Genomic DNA, 15,947 nt, shown 5'->3' on the forward strand with positions numbered 1-15,947 from the left:
TGCAGCGGTTCCCGACCCCCGGAAACAGCGATCACCGAAAGACTAGAAAGCCCGGTTCTGATCTGACGTCTTCTGTATTGCTGGGCGACCCATCGCCGTCCGCGACCGTCCGTGCTTCGCACGTGGGAAGGTGCCCCTCCTCTCCGGCACAGCCGACTATGTGGCCCAGGCCGGCATCACGTGTCGGGCGGAGAGGGGCATAACCGTGGAGCAGGAAGAAACCTTGGCTGATGCCGTGGCCGTCATCGGCATGAGTTGCCGATTCGCCCCGGATCTCGACACCGTTGACAAGCTCTGGACGTATCTCGTCGATGGCCGCAGCGCGGTGAGTGAAATGCCCGGCAAGCGGTGGGATCCTTATGCGACGACAAGTCCACAGGCAACCGCGATATTGCGCCGCACCACCCGTCTCGGCTCCTTCCTGCGCGACATCGAGGGGTTCGACGCCGACTTTTTCGGGATCTCGCCCCGCGAGGCCGATTTTCTCGACCCGCAGCAGCGGATCACCCTGGAACTGGCCTGGGAAGCGTTGGTGGACGCGGGCGTGCCGCCGCACTCACTGCAGGGCACCGACGCCGGCGTGTTCGTCGCGGCGAACTCCAACGACTACGGCCGGCGTCTGCTGGAGGATCTGACCCGCACGGACGCCTGGGCGGTGAACGGCACGACCTATTACGGCATCGCGAACCGGATCTCCTACTACCTGGACCTGCGCGGACCGAGCATGGCGGTGGACACCGCGTGCGCCGGGTCGCTGACCGCGCTGCACGTCGCCTGCCAGAGCCTTCGCACCGGGGAAAGCCCCCTGGCCATCGTCGGCGGCGTGAATGTCATGGCCAGCCCGAGCCTGTTCGTCGCGCTGGACGCGGCCGGGGCCACCGCACCCGATGGGCGCAGCAAGGCCTTCGACCGCGACGCCGACGGCTACGGCCGAGGCGAAGGTGCCGGTGTCGTCGTCCTCAAGCGGTGGGTGGACGCCCAGCGCGACGGCGACCGGGTGCTGGCCCTGGTCCGCGGCAGCGGCGTGTTCCAGGATGGCCGTTCCGACGGGATGATGGCGCCGAATGACGAGGCCCAGGAGCACATGCTGCAGACCGTCTACGAGCGCGCCGGCATCTCCCCCGACCAGGTCGACTACGTCGAGGCGCACGGCACCGGGACCTCGGCCGGAGACCGTGCGGAGGCGCAGGCCCTGGCGCGCGTGTTCGGCGCCGGCCGGCCGCTCGCCGACCCCTGCCTGATCGGTTCGATCAAGCCGAACATCGGCCACGTGGAGGCGGGTTCGGGCATCGCCGGCCTGATCAAGGTGGTGCTCGCCATGCGGCACCGGGAGCTGCCGCCGAGCCTGCACCAGGCCCCCAACCCCGAGATCGACTGGGACGGCGGCGGGCTCCGGCTCATTGGCGAGCGGTCCCCCTGGACCGCCAACGGCCGGCCGCGGCGCGCGGGTGTCTCCAGCTACGGCGTGGGTGGTTCGATCGCGCACATCATCGTCGAGGAGTCGCCGGCCGACCACCGCCCACGCCCCGCCGAACCGGCCGCATCCCGCCCGGGTCCCTGGCTGTTTCCACTCTCGTCCATGTCCGAGGCCGGAGTCCGTGCACTCGCCGCCACTACCGCAGAGTGGCTCCGCGCGCACCCGGATGTCGAGCTGGGTTCGGTCGGTTACAGCCTGGCGCGCCGGCGGTCGCACCTGGCCGCTCGGGCCGGCGTGGTCGCCGGCTCGCCGGCCGAGCTGCTGAGCCGCCTGGACGGGTTGGCGCGGGGCGAGCAGACGGCCGGGGTCAGCACGGCGCGTACCGGCTCGGGCCAGCAGCCGGGGCCGGTGTGGGTGTTCTCCGGGCACGGCAGCCAGTGGCCGGGCATGGGGCGGCAGCTGCTCCGGGAGGAGCCGGCATTCGCCGCGGCCCTGGACGGGCTGGCCGACGTTTTCCAGGCCGAACTCGGCTGGACACCGCGCGAGATGCTGGGCCGGGACGACCCGTGGTCGAGCCACCAGGTGCAGGCGCTGACCTTCGCGATGCAGATCGGCCTCATCGAGGCCTGGCGGGCCCGCGGCATCCGGCCTGCGGCGGTGATCGGCCACTCGGTCGGCGAACTCGCCGCCGCGGTCGCCGCCGGCTGCCTGGACCCGGTGGCCGCGGCCAGGTTCGCGTGCCGCCGCGCCGCCGCGCTTGGTCGGCTGGAGGGGCAGGGCGCGATGGCGATGGTCGGCCTCTCCAGCGCCGATGTCGAGCGCCGGCTCGCCGGGCGACACGATGTCGTGGCGGCGATCGCGGCCGGCCCGACCTCCACGGTGGTCTCGGGTGACGCGGCGGCGGTCGACCAGCTGGCCGCGCAGTGGCGGGACGAGGGCCTGGGCGTGTGGCGGGTGGCGACCGACATCGCGTTCCACAGCCCGCAGGTCGAGCGGGTCGTCGACGAGGTCGCGGCGGCCGCCGGCGAGCTGGTCTCCCGGGCGCCCACCGTCCCGCTCTACACGACGGCCCTGCCGGACCCGCGATCGGCGGCGAGGCGCGACGCCGGCTACTGGGTCACCAACCTCCGTGAGCCGGTGCGGTTCGTGGACGCCGTGCAGGCCGCTCTCGCGGATGGTCACCGTGTCTTTCTCGAGGTGTCATCGCATCCGGTGGTGCTGCAATCGGTGGCCGAGACCGCAGCGGAGGCCGGAATCGAGGAGGCCGCGACGGTCGGCTCACTGCGGCGCGACCGCGCGGAGATCGAATCTCTGCTGAACGGGCTGGCGCAGTTGCACTGTCACGGCGTCACCGTGGACTGGCCGGCCCTGTACCCGGACGGTGAACTCGTCGAGCTGCCGGCCATGGCCTGGCAGCACCGTCCCTACTGGATCTTTCCCGAGTCGGCCAGCGGGGCGGCGCTCGGCGCCGGGCACGACCCGGCGGCGCACCACCTGCTCGGCGGCCGGATGACGGTCAGCGGCACGCCGGCACGCCAGGTCTGGCAGACCCGGCTGGACCTCTCCACCCGCCCGTACCCCCAGGACCACGAGGTGGTGGGAGTCGAGATCACGCCGGCGGCCGTCATCATCAACAGTTTCGCGGCCGCGGCCGCGCAGGACGGGCAACTGCCCGGGCTCGCCGATGTCGTACTCCGTACCCCGCTCGCGGTGAACCCGCCCCGGATCGTGCAGATCGTGCTCTCCGGCGGTGGGATCCAGCTCGCCACCCGGATCGCCGACGACGACCCGGTAGCGGACGAGGAGTACGAGTGGATCACCCACTCGATGGCGACCGTAGACTGGACGGTGGAACCGTCGCTGACGGCGGTGCCGGCGGACCTCATCCGCGCCAGGTGCCCGGAGACGTGGTCGTGGGTCCGGGTTGACGAGATGTTCCGGCGGATGGGGGTCGGCGGGTACGCGTTCCCCTGGGATGTCGACGAGCTGCGCCGCAACGATGTCGAACAACTGGCGTCGTTGACCATCGAGGCGCCGCCCGCGGAACGGGCATCCTCCTGGGCGCACGTCATCGACGGCGCCCTGACCATCAGCGCCGTGCTGGTGACCCCCGAGTACGCCAAGCACCAGTGGATGTCGTCGCACATCGACTCGGTCGTCTTCCGGGGTGAACCACCGGCCCGGATCGTCGTCCATTCGGTGCGCTCGGCGCGGTCCCCCCAGGACACCGTCGATGTCCTGGTGACCGACGAACACGGGACTGTCGTCTGCGAGGTACGCGGGCTGACCTTCTCGGCGATCCAGAGCGAGGAGGGCGTTGTCGCCGCCCCTCGGGACCTCGTGTACGAGCTGGCGTGGCGGCCGATGCCGCTGGACGACGGTGGACTCGCCGGCGCGCTGCCGCGTACCGCGGCGGTCGTCGGGGAGGGCGCCCTCGCCGGCTGGCTCACCGAGCACCTGGCGGCGGCGGGAACGGAGTGCCTCCGGGTCGACTCCCCCGATGACCCGGCCCTGCTGACCGCGACGGAGGTCGACGCGGTACTACTGGCTCCCGGCGGAGTCGCGGCGGGTCAGACGCCCGAGCAGACCGCCGAGGAGCACGCCTGGGCGCTGATCCGCACGGCACAGCACCTCGTCGACGCGCATGCGGGCGACGGCACCACCCCCCGGGGCGGGTCGCGGCAGCCTCGGCTGTGGATTGTCACCCACGGGGTACGCGAGGCGAGCGATGAAGCGGCGCTCGCCCAGTCGCCGCTCTGGGGAGTCTCCCGGGTCATCGCCGGTGAGCACCCCGAACTGTGGGGTGGGGTGATCGACGTCGCGGAGCTGGACCAGACGACGGGCGCCGCGGTCCCGCTCGTGCTCGGCAGTGCCGCCGGCCAGGAGGATGTCGTCGCGGTCCGGGCCGGGGAGGTCACCGTCGCCCGGTTGGCGCCCATCGAGCGCCCGGCGGAGGTCGCGTCGCTGCGGTGCCGGCCGACACACACCTATCTGATCACCGGTGGGCTCGGCGCGCTCAGCCTGCTGGTTGCCCGCCGGCTCGCCGAGCGCGGTGCCCGCCGGCTGCTCCTCCTGCAACGTCGGGGACTTCCGCCGCGCAGCCAGTGGGCCGGGATCGAGGACCCGGTGCTGCGCCGGCAGATCCAGGGGATTCTCGACCTGGAGATGATGGGCGTCACGGTCCGGGTCCTGTCCTTCGACATCACCGACGAGGATCAGGTACGCGCCGCGCTCGACCCGACCAGTCACGGGCTGCCCCCGATCCGGGGCATCGTCCATGCCGCCGGCGTCGTGCGCGACGCCATGGTGGACAAGGTTAGCCGCGAGGCCCTGCACGACGTGATGGCGCCGAAGGCCGACGGCGCGATGGTGTTGAGTCGGCTGTTCCCGCCGGGGACGCTGGACTTCTTCGTGCTGTTCTCCTCGTGCGGCCAGTTCGCCCGGCTGACCGGTCAGGCGACGTACGCGGCGGCGAACTCGTTCCTCGACACCCTCGCGGCGCACCGCAACGCCAGCGGCCACCATGACACGACCAGCATCGGCTGGACGGCCTGGCGCGGCCTGGGGATGTCCGAGTCCATCGGCACCACCATGATGGAGGCGAACGCCCGTGGCCTGGAGGCGGTGACCGCCGCCGAGGCGCTGCGGGCCTGGTCCTTCGGAGAGCGGTTCCGCTCCTCCTACCAGGCGGTGCTGCGGGTACTGCCGACACCGTCGAACCGTCCCCGGCTGCCCATGCTGCGGGAACTACGGGCGACCGGCGGTGACGGTGCCGACGTCGCCGCCAGCCAGGAACTGACGATCGACTGGGCGTTGCCGGAGACCGCCGTGCGGGAGTTGCTGACGGCGGACGTCCGGGAGCAGGTCGCGGCCGAGCTGAACCTGGCCGCCGAGAACATCGAGCTGCGCAGGCCGTTGGTCGAGTTGGGCATCGACTCGGTCATGACGGTCGCGCTACGGGTGCGGTTGCAGCGCCGGTACGGCCTGGACCTGCCCCCGAACATCCTGTGGAGCAGCCCGACGGTCGGTGCACTCGCGCAGCACCTCATGGAGAATCTCCGCCCCGTCACTGAAGATGCGCACTCGGAAAGATGAGCCGGAGATCCAGTCACATCAGAATGATGTCGCGGAGCTTGGCCGTACGGCATTGAGGCTTCCGCCATACAGTATTGCCATCCCTGAGAAAGGAAACTTCTGCCATGAACAAAGCATCGGCGGTGCTTGACCAGAGTCAATTGGATGCCTATTACGGCGAGTTCACCAGTGCCCGGGAAAAGGAGGTGCTGAGTGTGCCCCTCCGCTTGGTGAGCGCGTGGGCGACCAACGACGCGGCCGGGGTGGCGAACGTGTTCACCGAGGACGGGATCCTCATCCTTCCCGGTGATGTCTACAAGAAGGGCCGGGAGGAGATCCGCGCCTTCATGGCCGCGGCGTACGCCGGGCCCTTCAAGGGCAGCCGGGTGACCGGTCGGCCGGTGGACGTGCGGTTCGTCTCCGACGAGGTGGCCCTGCTGCGTACGCATGGCGGGATCCTCGCGCCCGGGGAGACGGAGATATCGCCGGAATTGGCCGTCCGATCCACCTGGATCACGGTGAAACAGGGCGACGAGTGGCTGCTTTCCGGTTACCAGAACAGCCCTCGTGGCGCTGGCGCCACCCTGCGCTGGTGACGTGCCGGACGTAACGGAAGGAAAAGGAAGTGACGACACCAGCAAAATCGCTCGTCGCGGGCGCGAAAGAGTGGGCCGGCCGCTACGGAGATTACGCCAACGGCGCGGAAGGGGCAGCGCTCACCGCGGCGCTGCGGGTGCACGCGGCCTGGAATGCCAGTGACGCGGACGGGATTGCCGACATGTTCGTGGAGAACGGCAGTCTCCTCATCGGCGACAACCAACTGGTCAGCCGAACGGAAATCCGGTCGTATCTCGCGGACGCCTTTGCGGGTGGCTTCAAGGGCACCCGTTTCACCGAGGAACCGCAGGAGGTACGGCTGCTGTCCGGGTCGATCGCGGTCGTCGTCTCGCGCGGTGGCCTGATCCGTGCCGGAGCGGAACGGGTGCTGTCGGAGGACGAGGCCCGAGGGCTGTGGGTCATCGTCCGCGACGACGGTGACTGGCGGGTCTTCTCCTACCAGAGCAGCCCGCTGCGCGGGTGAGTCAGGTCCGATCGACCGACAGGAGCGTCATGACCACTACGAACGGGTGGGGAGACGCCTCGACGATCCTCGCCTCCGCGAGCGTCTCCGAGGACACCACCTACTACCGGGAGTTCACCCGACCAGACGAGAAGGCGGCCCTCACGGTCCCGATGCGGATCCAGGCGGCCTGGGCTGCCAACGACCCGCAGGCGTTCGCCGGCACCTTCGCGGACAACGGCAGCCTGCTGCTCGGTGACGAGCAGTTGCGCAGTCGGGCGGAGATCCTCGCGTACATGACCGACGCCTTCGCCGGTCCGCTGCACGGCGCCTCCGTCAAGGGATGGCCGATCGAGGTCCGGTTCCTGAGCCAGGACGTGGCGGTGGTGATCACCGAGGGCGGCATCCGACGGCCAGGAGAGGCGGCCGTCGCGCCGGAGAACGCCATCCGGGCGACCTGGGTGATCCGGCGGCAGCCGGATGGGCGACACCAGCTCGTCTCGCACCAGAGCAGCCCGATCAAGAGCTGACGCGTGGCCTCGCGGCGCCGTCACGACCGCCGGTGCTGGCCGATGGCCAGCGATCGCACGCCGGTCAGGTGCGGGCCGCACCGATCCATGAGAGAGGACCAGGGGTGTACGAATACGACTACGTCATTGTCGGTGCGGGATCCGCCGGCTGCGTGCTGGCGGCCCGGCTGTCGCAGGACCCCGCCGTCAACGTCTGCCTGATCGAGGCCGGGCCGGCCGACACCGCAGAGAACATCCACGTCCCGGTGGCGTTCGGCCGGCTGTTCCGTACCCAGTTCGACTGGGACTACAGCACCCACGAGGAGGGGGAACTGCACCGCCGTCGGGTGTACCTGCCGCGCGGGCGGGTGCTGGGCGGGACCAGCTCGATCAACACGATGGTCTACATCCGCGGCAACCGGGCCGACTTCGACGGCTGGGGCCAACCGGGCTGGGGCTACGACGACCTGCTGCCGTACTTCAAGCGTTCCGAGGACAACGAGCGCGGCGAGTCCGAGTACCACGCGACCGGCGGGCCGCTGGCGGTCTCCGAGGGTCGTTCCAACAATCCCATGTCGGCGGCCTTCGTCGAGGCCGCGACGCAGGCCGGGTATCCCACCAACGACGACTTCAACGGTGCGACCCAGGACGGCTTCGGCCTGTTCCAGGTCAACCAGCGGGATGGGCGACGGTGCAGCAGCGCGACCGCCTTCCTGCACCCGGCACTCGACCGACCGAACCTGACCGTGCAGACCGACGTGCACGTGCACCGAGTGTTGATCGAGAACGGGCGGGCGGTGGGAGTCGTCGGCAACTGGCTCGACGAGCTGCGCACGATCCGGGCGACGCGCGAGGTCATCGTGTGCGCGGGCGCGTACAACTCACCGCAACTGCTGATGCGCTCCGGGGTCGGGCCGGCCGCCCAGTTGACCGCGCTCGGGATACCGGTCGCGGCCGACAACCCGCTGGTGGGGCAGAACCTCCAGGACCATCTCCTGGTGCCGCTGGTCTTCACCCACTCCCAACCGATCAGCCTGATCGCCGCCGGCCAGCCCGAGCACATCCAGCAGTTCATCGAGGACGGCCGGGGTCCGATGACCGCCAACGGGCCGGAGGCGGGCGGGTTCGTGCGTACCCATGACGCACTGCCTGCGCCTGACGTGGAGTTCCTTGCCGCGCCGGTGATGTTCATCGACAGCGGGCTCGGCATGCCGACCGCGCACGCCCTCTCCTACGGGCCCTCCATGCTGACCCCCGCCAGCCGGGGACAGGTCGGGCTGGCTTCGGACGATCCGACCGCGAAGCCGTGGATCTCGCACAACTACTTCAGCGACCCGGCGGATCTCGACGTGGCGGTCGAGGCCACCCGGATCGGGCTGCACATCGCCCGGCAGAAGGCGCTCGGTGCGTACACCGAGGGATGGTTCCGGACTCCGGCCTCGGATTCCGACCGGGACGTGCGGGAGTTCGTCCGCAGCTACGCGCACTCGATCTTCCACCCGGCCGGCACCTGCGCCATCGGTGCCGTCGTCGATCCCGAGCTGCGGGTGACCGGCGTCGACGCGCTGCGGGTCGTGGACGCATCGGTCATGCCGACCATCATCCGCGGCAACCCGAACGCCGCCACGATCGCGATCGCGGAGAAGGCGGCCGACCTCATCAGCGGGGCCGTCGCGCGGCAGCCCCGCGCTGTCGCGGCAGCCCACTGACTCGCCACGACCATTGGAGACGAGATGAGCGACACCGTTGCCGCACCCTCCCGGCAGGAGTTGGTCCGGCGATCCGAACAGGTGGTCCCGCTGCTGCGCAAGAACGCCGCGTGGCAGGAGCAGCATCGCCGACTGCACGACGAGACCATCGAGGCCCTGGCCGACGCCGGTGTCTTCCGGTTGCGGGTGCCCGCCCGGTACGGCGGTTACGAGGTGGACACCCGGACCCTCAACGACGTCATGGTCCAGCTCGGTCGCGGGGATGGCGCGGCGGCCTGGACGGCGTCGGTGTGGACCATTCCCGGCTGGATGGTCGGCATGTTCCCCGACGAGGTCCAGGACGAGGTGTACTCGACGCCGAACGTGCGGGTCTGCGGCACCCTGAGTCCCGCCGGAACCGGCACGCCCACCGACAGTGGCCTGGTCGTCAACGGCCGGTGGAGCTTCATCAGCGGTGCCCTGCACAGCCACTGGCAGCAGATCGTCGTGATGGCACCGACTCCGGACGGCAAGGCGCAGTGGCCGGTGGCGGCGCTGGTCCCGATGTCCGACCTCACCGTGGTCGACGACTGGTACACGTCGGGGCTGGCCGGGTCGGGCAGCGTCACCACCGTGGCGACCAACGTGTTCGTGCCGAACGCGCGGATCATGCCGCTGCCGCTCGTGCTGCAGGGTCAGACCGCCTCGGTCGGCAACGCCGCGCTGCCGATGTACCGCAACCCGCTGCTGGGTGTCGCCAACGCCTCGTCCATGGGAACCGTCGTCGGGCTCGCCACGGCCGCCCGGGAGGTCTTCTTCGAGCGACTCGGCAAGCGGCCGATCACCTACACGGAATACGCCCACCAGGCCGAGGCACCCGTCACCCACCTGCAGGTCGCCGCCGCGGTCATGAAGATCGACCAGGCGGAGTTCCACGCCGGCCGGGCGACCGAGCTGGTCGACGCGAAGGGCGCCAGCGGCGAACCGTGGACCCTGGAGGAGCGGGCCCGGACCCGGGCCGACATGGGTGCCGTGTGCGAACTCGGGCGAGCGGCGGTCGACATTCTCAGCCGCGCGAGTGGTGGCTCGTCCATCTACTCGGCGGCACCGATGCAGCGGATCGTCCGGGACATGCACGCGGTCGCCCTGCATGCCCTGATGGTCCCCGAGACGAACTTCGAGCTGTACGGCAGGATCCTGTGTGGGCTTGAGCCGAACACCGCCTACATCTGACCGAGCGACGAGGCGGCCGGTGCCCGAGGGCACCGGCCGCCTCGCTGTGTGCGTACGCTCAGCCTGCCGCCTTGCGCGCCGCGCCGAGCGCGGCCTCGTAGTCCGGCTCCTGGCCCACCTCCGGAACGTACTGGACATGGGTCAGTTGGTCGTCGGCGTCCACCACGAAGACGGCGCGGGCGAGCAGCCGGAACTCCGCGATGACCAGCCCGTAGGCGTGCCCAAACGAGAGGTCGCGATGATCCGACAGGGTCTGCACCCCGGGCAGGTCGGCGGCGGCGCACCACCGGCGCTGGGCGAACGGCAGGTCGGCGGAGATGGTGAGCACGGTGACCCCGTCGATGGTCGACGCCTCCTGGTGGAAGCGCCGGGTCTGCTGGTCGCAGACCGGGGTGTCCAGGGAGGGCACCGCCGACAGGATGCGGACCTGGCCGGCCGACGAGTCCAGCGTCACCGGCGAGAAGTCGGCGGCCAGGACGGTGAAGGCCGGCGCGGGGGCGCCGGCGATCGCCGGCGGGCCTAGCAGGGTCACCGGCCGGCCCTGGAACGTGATCGCGTCACTGCGGGACGTTGCGGTCATGGAGTCTCCAAACGGGTGTGGGGATGACGGCGACGGTCAGTCGGTGGCGGCGCCGGCGCCGGCCGCGGCGAGGCTGCGCCGGAGCCGGTCCCACTGGGCCTCGTCCAGCTGGCCGTCGCGCCACAGGCTCAGCGGGTCGGTGCCGAGCACGACCCGCAGCCGGCTCAGCTCGGCTTCGGCCTCCGCCATCGCACGGGCCACCTCGGCCGACGGCGCGGCGCTTTGGTCGAGCGCTGCCAGCTGGGCCTCGAAGGCGACCAGCCGCCGTGCCCCCTCCCGCCACACTGCCTCCGCCATGCTGGTCAGCGCGGCGCAGCGGGCGAAGAGGTCGTTCATGCGGGCCACCGCGGCCTCCACCGCGAGTCGCTGGCGACCGTCGTCGGTGATGTGCCGCTGGTCCAACGGTGGCGGCGTGGCGGACACGACGACGGAGGGTGCGGCCAGCAGTGCCGTGACGCGGGCCATCCGCTGCTCGACCGGCTGGCGGTCCGACGCGATCTGGACGGCCGCGTCGACAACCCGGCTGTAGGCGTCGAACAGCTTCCACAGCTCGGCCAGATCGACGCTGGCGGTGGTCCATCGGTCGGCGGTGCGACCGGTCAACGATGCCTGGGTGAGCAGCGGGCCGGCGCTGCCCTCCAGATCCACCAGGTTCGCACGGATCACGTCGCGCTGGGTCAGCAGGTCGGTGACCGGGGGGATGTCGTCGACCGCGGTGGGTCCTGCTGGAGGCGCGGCGGGCGCGGCCACCAGCGCAGCTACCCGGCCCGGGGTGCCGTCGCGGTCCCGTCTGCGGGCGAGGTGCCGCTTGACCCGGTCGGCCACGGGCTGTTCCAGCAGGTGGTAGCTGAGCGCGGCCAGCAGCACGGCGCCGAGGACGGTGACCAACTCCAGCCGCCAGAAGCCCGAGGAGCCGTACAGCTCCCGGATCGGCTTGGCCGGCCCGTCGAAGACCCGCTCGGGCTGGAGGTAGAAGTGCATCACCGCGAAGTGCCACAGGTAGATGCCGTAGGAGACTCGACCCAGATAGGCGAGCGGCGCGGTCCCGAGGAGCGTGCCGATCGTGTGCCGCCGGGTGCCGGGGGCGATCAGTGGCAGCGAGGCGAACAGCCCGAACAGGGCCACCATCAGGTAGGTGACCAGGAGGCCGCTGACCGAGTAGATGGCGTCCATGCCGATGACGCTGAACGGGCGGAAGCAGTTGACCAGGTAGACCACGGCGGCGGCGAACCAGAACCGGTTCGGGTGCCGTGCCGCGGCCGCCAGGATGCCCGAGCGGTCGCCGGGCGACACCTGCACCAGCGCCAGCCGGATGGCCAGCGCCATGCCGATGGCGATGGTGGGCGCAAAGCCCTGTGGCCACCAGAAGACGATCCGATTGTCCCAGCCGTTGGCCTTGACGAAGAAGAGCCAACCGATGCCGACCGCGATCAGGAGGGGCACCGGCAGCATCAGCCGGCGCGCCCGCTGTGCCGGTGTCGCGCCCCGGGCGGCGAAGCGGTGGGTTGCCCACAGGATCAGCGGCAGCGCCGCGTACCACTGGATCATGCTCGGCACGGTCCAGGTGATCTCCATGCCGTTCATCAGCGTCGGCACGAACGGACTGGGCAGGTACACCTGCAGCAGCAGGATCGGTCGCAACACGTACCACACGCCATCGATGGCGTGCCGGTTCAACGCCAGCAGCACGACCAGGTACATGACGTAGTAGGCCGGCAGGAGGCGGGCCACGCGGCGCAGCAGGACACCGCCCGCCCGGGGCGGTGTCCCGCCGGCGATCACCGCCTTCGCCAGCGGCAGATAAAGAAAAAGCGCGGGGAGTACGAAGAAGACGCCGATGAACGAGGGAAGGCCACTGACGAAGAACGCGCCAACAAAATTCGTCGGCGGCCGAAACGTGCCGAATGCCTTCGTACCCAGCAGACCCGAGAACATCGCGACGTGGACGGTAAGCAGCGCCAGGGCCGCCACACCGCGGATTCCGAATATCGCCCGGGAGGACTCGCCGCCGCCGGGGTGGACCAGCGCCCGACCCGGCCTGTCCGCGACGGCGTTCATCGTGACAGGAAGGTCGACTTGAGGAACTCCGAGGTCGTCCGGGCCCACGCCCCGTCGGCGAGCTCAAACACCCGCTTGATCTCGGGGATCTGTTCGACGAGTCGGTCGCCGATCTCGCGTACCTCCGTGGAGGTGATCGCGAACGTTTTTGTGCCGTCCGGGTTCTCGATGATGTGGGGCATGGCGGCACCGCCTTCTCTCGTCGTACCGGGGCTCGGAACCCAATCCTTTCCGGACTGATGATCGCGGCGGCCGAGTGGTGGTGGCATCTTCGAGAATGCGCGGGGGTTCCCCGACAACGGGCACGATTGAAGGCGTGCAACGAACCGCCCGTGTGCTGGCATTGTCGCTATGCGATGGATACTGCGTCGAACGGCGGCCGACACGGCGGCCCGCGATCGCGCCGTGGTGCTGGGCGGAAGCATCGCCGGCACCCTGGCGGCCCGGGTACTTGCCGACTCGTTTCGCGAGGTCCTCGTGGTGGACCGCGACAAGGTGCTGGGCGTGACCGACATCCGGCGGAGCACCCCGCACACGGTGCATGCCCACGGTCTGCACGCGCGGGGCTACCTCATCCTGTCCGAGCTCTTCCCCGGCCTGCTCGACGAGGCCCGCTCGGTGGGCCTGCCGGTGCGCGACGTCGGAAAGATGCGCTGGTACTTCGATGCCCGACCGATCCGGCCGGCGGACACCGGCCTGCTGTCCATCGCGGGATCGCGGCCGATCCTGGAGAACCTCATCCGGAGCCGGGTCAACGCGCTGCCCAACGTGCGCTACCGCGAGTCCACCGAGGTGCTCGGGCTGTCCTGGAGCGCGGACGGCAGCCGGGTGACGGGGGTGCGCCTGCGAAACAGCGACGCGGCCTCCGGCGCGTACCAGATCGCCGCGGATCTGGTGATCGACGCGACGGGCCGCGGCTCACGCACCCCGGCCTGGCTGGCGGAGCTGGGCTACGAGCGCCCGCCGGAGGAGCGCCTGAAGATCGGCCTGACCTACACCACGTGTACGTTCCGGCGCAGACCGGGCACGTTCGACGGTCCGACCGCGATCAACCCGGTGGCCTCCCCGGCGCACCCGCGCGGGGCGTTCTTCGGACAGACCGCCACCGGCGACTGTCGACTGTCACTGACCGGGATCAGCGGTGACCGGCCGCCGACGGACCCGGACGGCTTCATGGCGTACGTCCGGTCCCTGCCGGTGCCCGACATCTACCAGGCGGTGGTCGACGCCGAGCGCACCGGTGAGCCGACGGCGTTCGCCTTCCCGGCCAGTCTCTGGCGCCACTACGAGCGGCTCCGCCGGCTACCTCGGGGCCTGGTGGTGCTCGGCGACGCGGCTGCCAGCTTCAACCCGGTGTACGGCCAAGGCATGTCGGTCGCGGCGATGCAGGTGATGGCGCTACGGGACCAGCTGGCCCGCCACCCCGAGCCGGCGCCGCGACAGATCGCGAGGCAGATCGCGCGGATCATCACGGACCCGTGGCGGCTGTCGACCACGGGCGATCTCGACTTCCCCGGCGTGACCGCGCGCCGGTCGCTCTGGGTGCGGGTGCGCAACGGGTACTTCACCCGGTTGCAGTATGCGATGAGCAAGGATCCGCAGGTCACCGCCGCGTTCATGCGGGTGGCCGGGCTGGTCCACCGCCCGCGCCGGCTCTGGCGGCCCGGTCTGGTGGCTCGCGTGTTGTGGCACGCGCGCGACTGGCCGGGTTCACCGCCGCCACCCACGGTACGCACGCCGTCGACCGAGGTGCGCACGCCGCCGACAGATCAGCCGGGCACGGCGCTACCGGCCGGTGCGCGACCGGAGACCACCACCGCAGCCGCGGCCCAATCGGGAGGATCGACACGATGATCGAGAAGGTGCGGATCTCGACCGAGGTAGGTGTCTTCGACGCGCTCGCCGCCGGCCCAGCGGACGGTCGCGCCGTGCTGCTCCTGCACGGCTTCCCGCAGGGCGGCCTGGAGTGGGAACACCAGCTCGCGGCGCTGGCCGGCAGCGGATATCGAGCCGTCGCGCCCGACCTGCGGGGCTATTCACCGCAGGTGCGGCCAAGCGAGGCCGCCGAGTACCGGGTCGACGAACTCGTCCGCGACACGCTGCGGATCGCCGACGCGCTCGGCTGGCCTCGCTTCGACGTGGTCGGTCACGACTGGGGAGCCGTGCTGGCCTGGGTCCTGGCCGACCAGCACCAGGACCGGATCCGCACGCTGACGGCGGTCTCGGTGCCCCACCCGCAGGCGTTCGTGGCGGCGCTGCGCGGCGACGAGGACCAGCAGCGGCGATCGGGCTACCTGCGGATGTTCCAGGATCCGGCGGCGGCGGAGCGGATGCTGCTCGCCGACGGCGCGGCCGCCCTCCGCGGGATGTGGCGCGGGGCGCTGCCACCGGAGCGGGTGGACGCCTACGTGGCGCGACTCGCCGAGCCCGGCGCGCTCGCCGCGGCGCTGAGCTGGTATCGGGCCACCCGGCCGGACGAGGTCACCGCCGGACTCATCACGGTGCCGACGCTGTACGTCTGGAGCACCCAGGATGCCGGCGTCGGTTCGACGGCGGCGGTCGGCACCAAGGAGTGGGTCGGCGGGGACTATCGCTTCGAGATCCTGGAGGGCATCTCGCACTGGGTGCCGGAGGAGGCCGGCGACCAGCTCAGTGCCGCCGTGCTGGAGCACCTCGCGAGGTACGCCGACTCGTGACGGTGCCCGTCCCCGGCGGGCTGCCCCGGGCTCCAGGCTGGTCGACTCGCTGCGGGCGATCGCCGGCTGGCCATGGGCATGGATAAGGCCGATGGCGCTCACGGCGATGCCTCCTCGTCTCTGACCGCCGTGGCGGTATTGGCGCGGTAAGCCCGAGTGCGGGCGGGCCAGCCGAGGAACCGGTCGAACAGGAAGGCGGCGCCACCCGTCTCGGTGGGATCGAGCCGGTGCAGATCCTCGATCGCGTCGTGCAGGCAGCTGGCCAGGTAGAGAAACAGGCTCACCGGGCTGTCCTGGTACTCGGCCACGAGCGCGAGCTTCGCCGCACCGCAGGGCCACGGATGACCGCACCGCCGGCAAAGCCACAGCGGACGCGTCGGCAGATGCTCCTGCCGGAACAGCGCTGCACCACCCGCTCGAACAGGTCCCTGGTCCCGATCCCCCGTCATCGGCGACCAACGTCCCGGACCTGCCGCTCGAACAGCTGACGCCACCCGTAGGTGAGCAACGGTGGATCAGCCGGCCGAGTCGTCTGCGGCGCGGCGCCCTCGCTGATCAACGTCTGTCGCCAGAAGCGGTCAGCTCTCACATGCCGCGAGACGTACACCGTCATGCCTCACCCTCATAATCCA

General features: G+C 70.7%; 13 protein-coding genes. 8 read left to right on the forward strand and 5 right to left on the reverse strand.

The genetic code is table 11. From position 1 onward, the window contains the following. Nucleotides 1-223: 223 nt before the first annotated feature. The 6 genes from O7615_RS02610 (at nucleotide 224) to O7615_RS02635 (ending at nucleotide 9,981) form a co-directional block, all read left to right on the forward strand. On the forward strand, nucleotides 224-5,512 hold the full coding sequence (locus tag O7615_RS02610) for a type I polyketide synthase (RefSeq protein ID WP_278175566.1): 5,289 nt from the start codon (nucleotides 224-226) through the stop codon (nucleotides 5,510-5,512). 104 nt (nucleotides 5,513-5,616) lie between these two features. Beyond that, complete coding sequence (locus O7615_RS02615; RefSeq protein WP_278175567.1) at nucleotides 5,617-6,087, forward strand: SgcJ/EcaC family oxidoreductase; 471 nt, start codon at nucleotides 5,617-5,619, stop codon at nucleotides 6,085-6,087. A 29-nt stretch (nucleotides 6,088-6,116) separates the two neighbouring features. Next, nucleotides 6,117-6,572 (forward strand): SgcJ/EcaC family oxidoreductase, encoded by a 456-nt coding sequence (locus tag O7615_RS02620; protein ID WP_278175568.1) that lies wholly within the window; start codon nucleotides 6,117-6,119, stop codon nucleotides 6,570-6,572. Nucleotides 6,573-6,601: 29 nt separating this feature from the next. Beyond that, nucleotides 6,602-7,081 (forward strand): SgcJ/EcaC family oxidoreductase, encoded by a 480-nt coding sequence (locus O7615_RS02625; protein WP_278175569.1) that lies wholly within the window; start codon nucleotides 6,602-6,604, stop codon nucleotides 7,079-7,081. Nucleotides 7,082-7,185: 104 nt separating this feature from the next. Beyond that, nucleotides 7,186-8,769 carry a GMC family oxidoreductase N-terminal domain-containing protein gene (locus O7615_RS02630; protein WP_278175570.1) on the forward strand — a complete coding sequence of 528 codons (1,584 nt, stop codon included), beginning with the start codon at nucleotides 7,186-7,188 and terminating at the stop codon, nucleotides 8,767-8,769. 24 nt (nucleotides 8,770-8,793) lie between these two features. Continuing rightward, on the forward strand, nucleotides 8,794-9,981 hold the full coding sequence (locus tag O7615_RS02635) for an acyl-CoA dehydrogenase family protein (protein WP_278175571.1): 1,188 nt from the start codon (nucleotides 8,794-8,796) through the stop codon (nucleotides 9,979-9,981). A gap of 58 nt (nucleotides 9,982-10,039) precedes the next feature. Here O7615_RS02635 and tpx read toward each other — a convergent pair whose 3' ends face one another. The 3 genes from tpx to O7615_RS02650 are packed head-to-tail and all read right to left on the reverse strand — an operon-like array spanning nucleotide 10,040 to nucleotide 12,801. Then, nucleotides 10,040-10,561: a thiol peroxidase gene (gene tpx, locus O7615_RS02640; RefSeq protein ID WP_278175572.1), complete on the reverse strand. Its 522-nt coding sequence runs from the start codon at nucleotides 10,559-10,561 to the stop codon at nucleotides 10,040-10,042. 36 nt (nucleotides 10,562-10,597) lie between these two features. After that, a complete protein-coding gene (locus tag O7615_RS02645; RefSeq protein ID WP_278175573.1) occupies nucleotides 10,598-12,619 on the reverse strand; it encodes an acyltransferase in 2,022 nt (673 codons plus the stop codon). Beyond that, nucleotides 12,616-12,801 carry a hypothetical protein gene (locus O7615_RS02650; protein ID WP_278175574.1) on the reverse strand — a complete coding sequence of 62 codons (186 nt, stop codon included), beginning with the start codon at nucleotides 12,799-12,801 and terminating at the stop codon, nucleotides 12,616-12,618. The genes O7615_RS02645 and O7615_RS02650 overlap by 4 nt, the downstream gene beginning before the upstream one ends. Nucleotides 12,802-12,970: 169 nt before the next feature. Between O7615_RS02650 and O7615_RS02655 the strand changes: the two genes are divergently transcribed. Continuing rightward, nucleotides 12,971-14,473: an FAD-dependent oxidoreductase gene (locus O7615_RS02655; protein ID WP_278175575.1), complete on the forward strand. Its 1,503-nt coding sequence runs from the start codon at nucleotides 12,971-12,973 to the stop codon at nucleotides 14,471-14,473. Beyond that, nucleotides 14,470-15,315: an alpha/beta hydrolase gene (locus O7615_RS02660; RefSeq protein WP_278175576.1), complete on the forward strand. Its 846-nt coding sequence runs from the start codon at nucleotides 14,470-14,472 to the stop codon at nucleotides 15,313-15,315. The genes O7615_RS02655 and O7615_RS02660 overlap by 4 nt, the downstream gene beginning before the upstream one ends. A 98-nt stretch (nucleotides 15,316-15,413) precedes the next feature. On the opposite strand, the gene O7615_RS02665 is transcribed toward O7615_RS02660, so the two are convergent. Continuing rightward, nucleotides 15,414-15,764, reverse strand: a complete 351-nt coding sequence (locus O7615_RS02665; RefSeq protein ID WP_278175577.1) for a hypothetical protein — start codon at nucleotides 15,762-15,764, stop codon at nucleotides 15,414-15,416. Next, complete coding sequence (gene amcA / locus O7615_RS34275) at nucleotides 15,761-15,928, reverse strand: multiple cyclophane-containing RiPP AmcA (protein WP_347405064.1); 168 nt, start codon at nucleotides 15,926-15,928, stop codon at nucleotides 15,761-15,763. The genes O7615_RS02665 and amcA overlap by 4 nt, the downstream gene beginning before the upstream one ends. Nucleotides 15,929-15,947 lie beyond the last annotated feature (19 nt).

It is taken from the genome of Micromonospora sp. WMMD1082 (assembly GCF_029626175.1).
In the GTDB taxonomy this organism is placed as follows: Bacteria; Actinomycetota; Actinomycetes; order Mycobacteriales; family Micromonosporaceae; genus Micromonospora.

What these genes read in the sequence shown, in the direction of transcription:
- amcA (WP_347405064.1), bottom strand. Translation starts at nt 15,928, where the DNA reads ATGACGGTGTACGTCTCGCGGCATGTGAGAGCTGACCGCTTCTGGCGA.
- O7615_RS02615 (WP_278175567.1), top strand. Translation starts at nt 5,617, where the DNA reads ATGAACAAAGCATCGGCGGTGCTTGACCAGAGTCAATTGGATGCCTAT.
- tpx (WP_278175572.1), bottom strand. Translation starts at nt 10,561, where the DNA reads ATGACCGCAACGTCCCGCAGTGACGCGATCACGTTCCAGGGCCGGCCG.
- O7615_RS02665 (WP_278175577.1), bottom strand. Translation starts at nt 15,764, where the DNA reads ATGACGGGGGATCGGGACCAGGGACCTGTTCGAGCGGGTGGTGCAGCG.
- O7615_RS02660 (WP_278175576.1), top strand. Translation starts at nt 14,470, where the DNA reads ATGATCGAGAAGGTGCGGATCTCGACCGAGGTAGGTGTCTTCGACGCG.
- O7615_RS02650 (WP_278175574.1), bottom strand. Translation starts at nt 12,801, where the DNA reads ATGCCCCACATCATCGAGAACCCGGACGGCACAAAAACGTTCGCGATC.
- O7615_RS02635 (WP_278175571.1), top strand. Translation starts at nt 8,794, where the DNA reads ATGAGCGACACCGTTGCCGCACCCTCCCGGCAGGAGTTGGTCCGGCGA.
- O7615_RS02645 (WP_278175573.1), bottom strand. Translation starts at nt 12,619, where the DNA reads ATGAACGCCGTCGCGGACAGGCCGGGTCGGGCGCTGGTCCACCCCGGC.
- O7615_RS02625 (WP_278175569.1), top strand. Translation starts at nt 6,602, where the DNA reads ATGACCACTACGAACGGGTGGGGAGACGCCTCGACGATCCTCGCCTCC.
- O7615_RS02655 (WP_278175575.1), top strand. Translation starts at nt 12,971, where the DNA reads ATGCGATGGATACTGCGTCGAACGGCGGCCGACACGGCGGCCCGCGAT.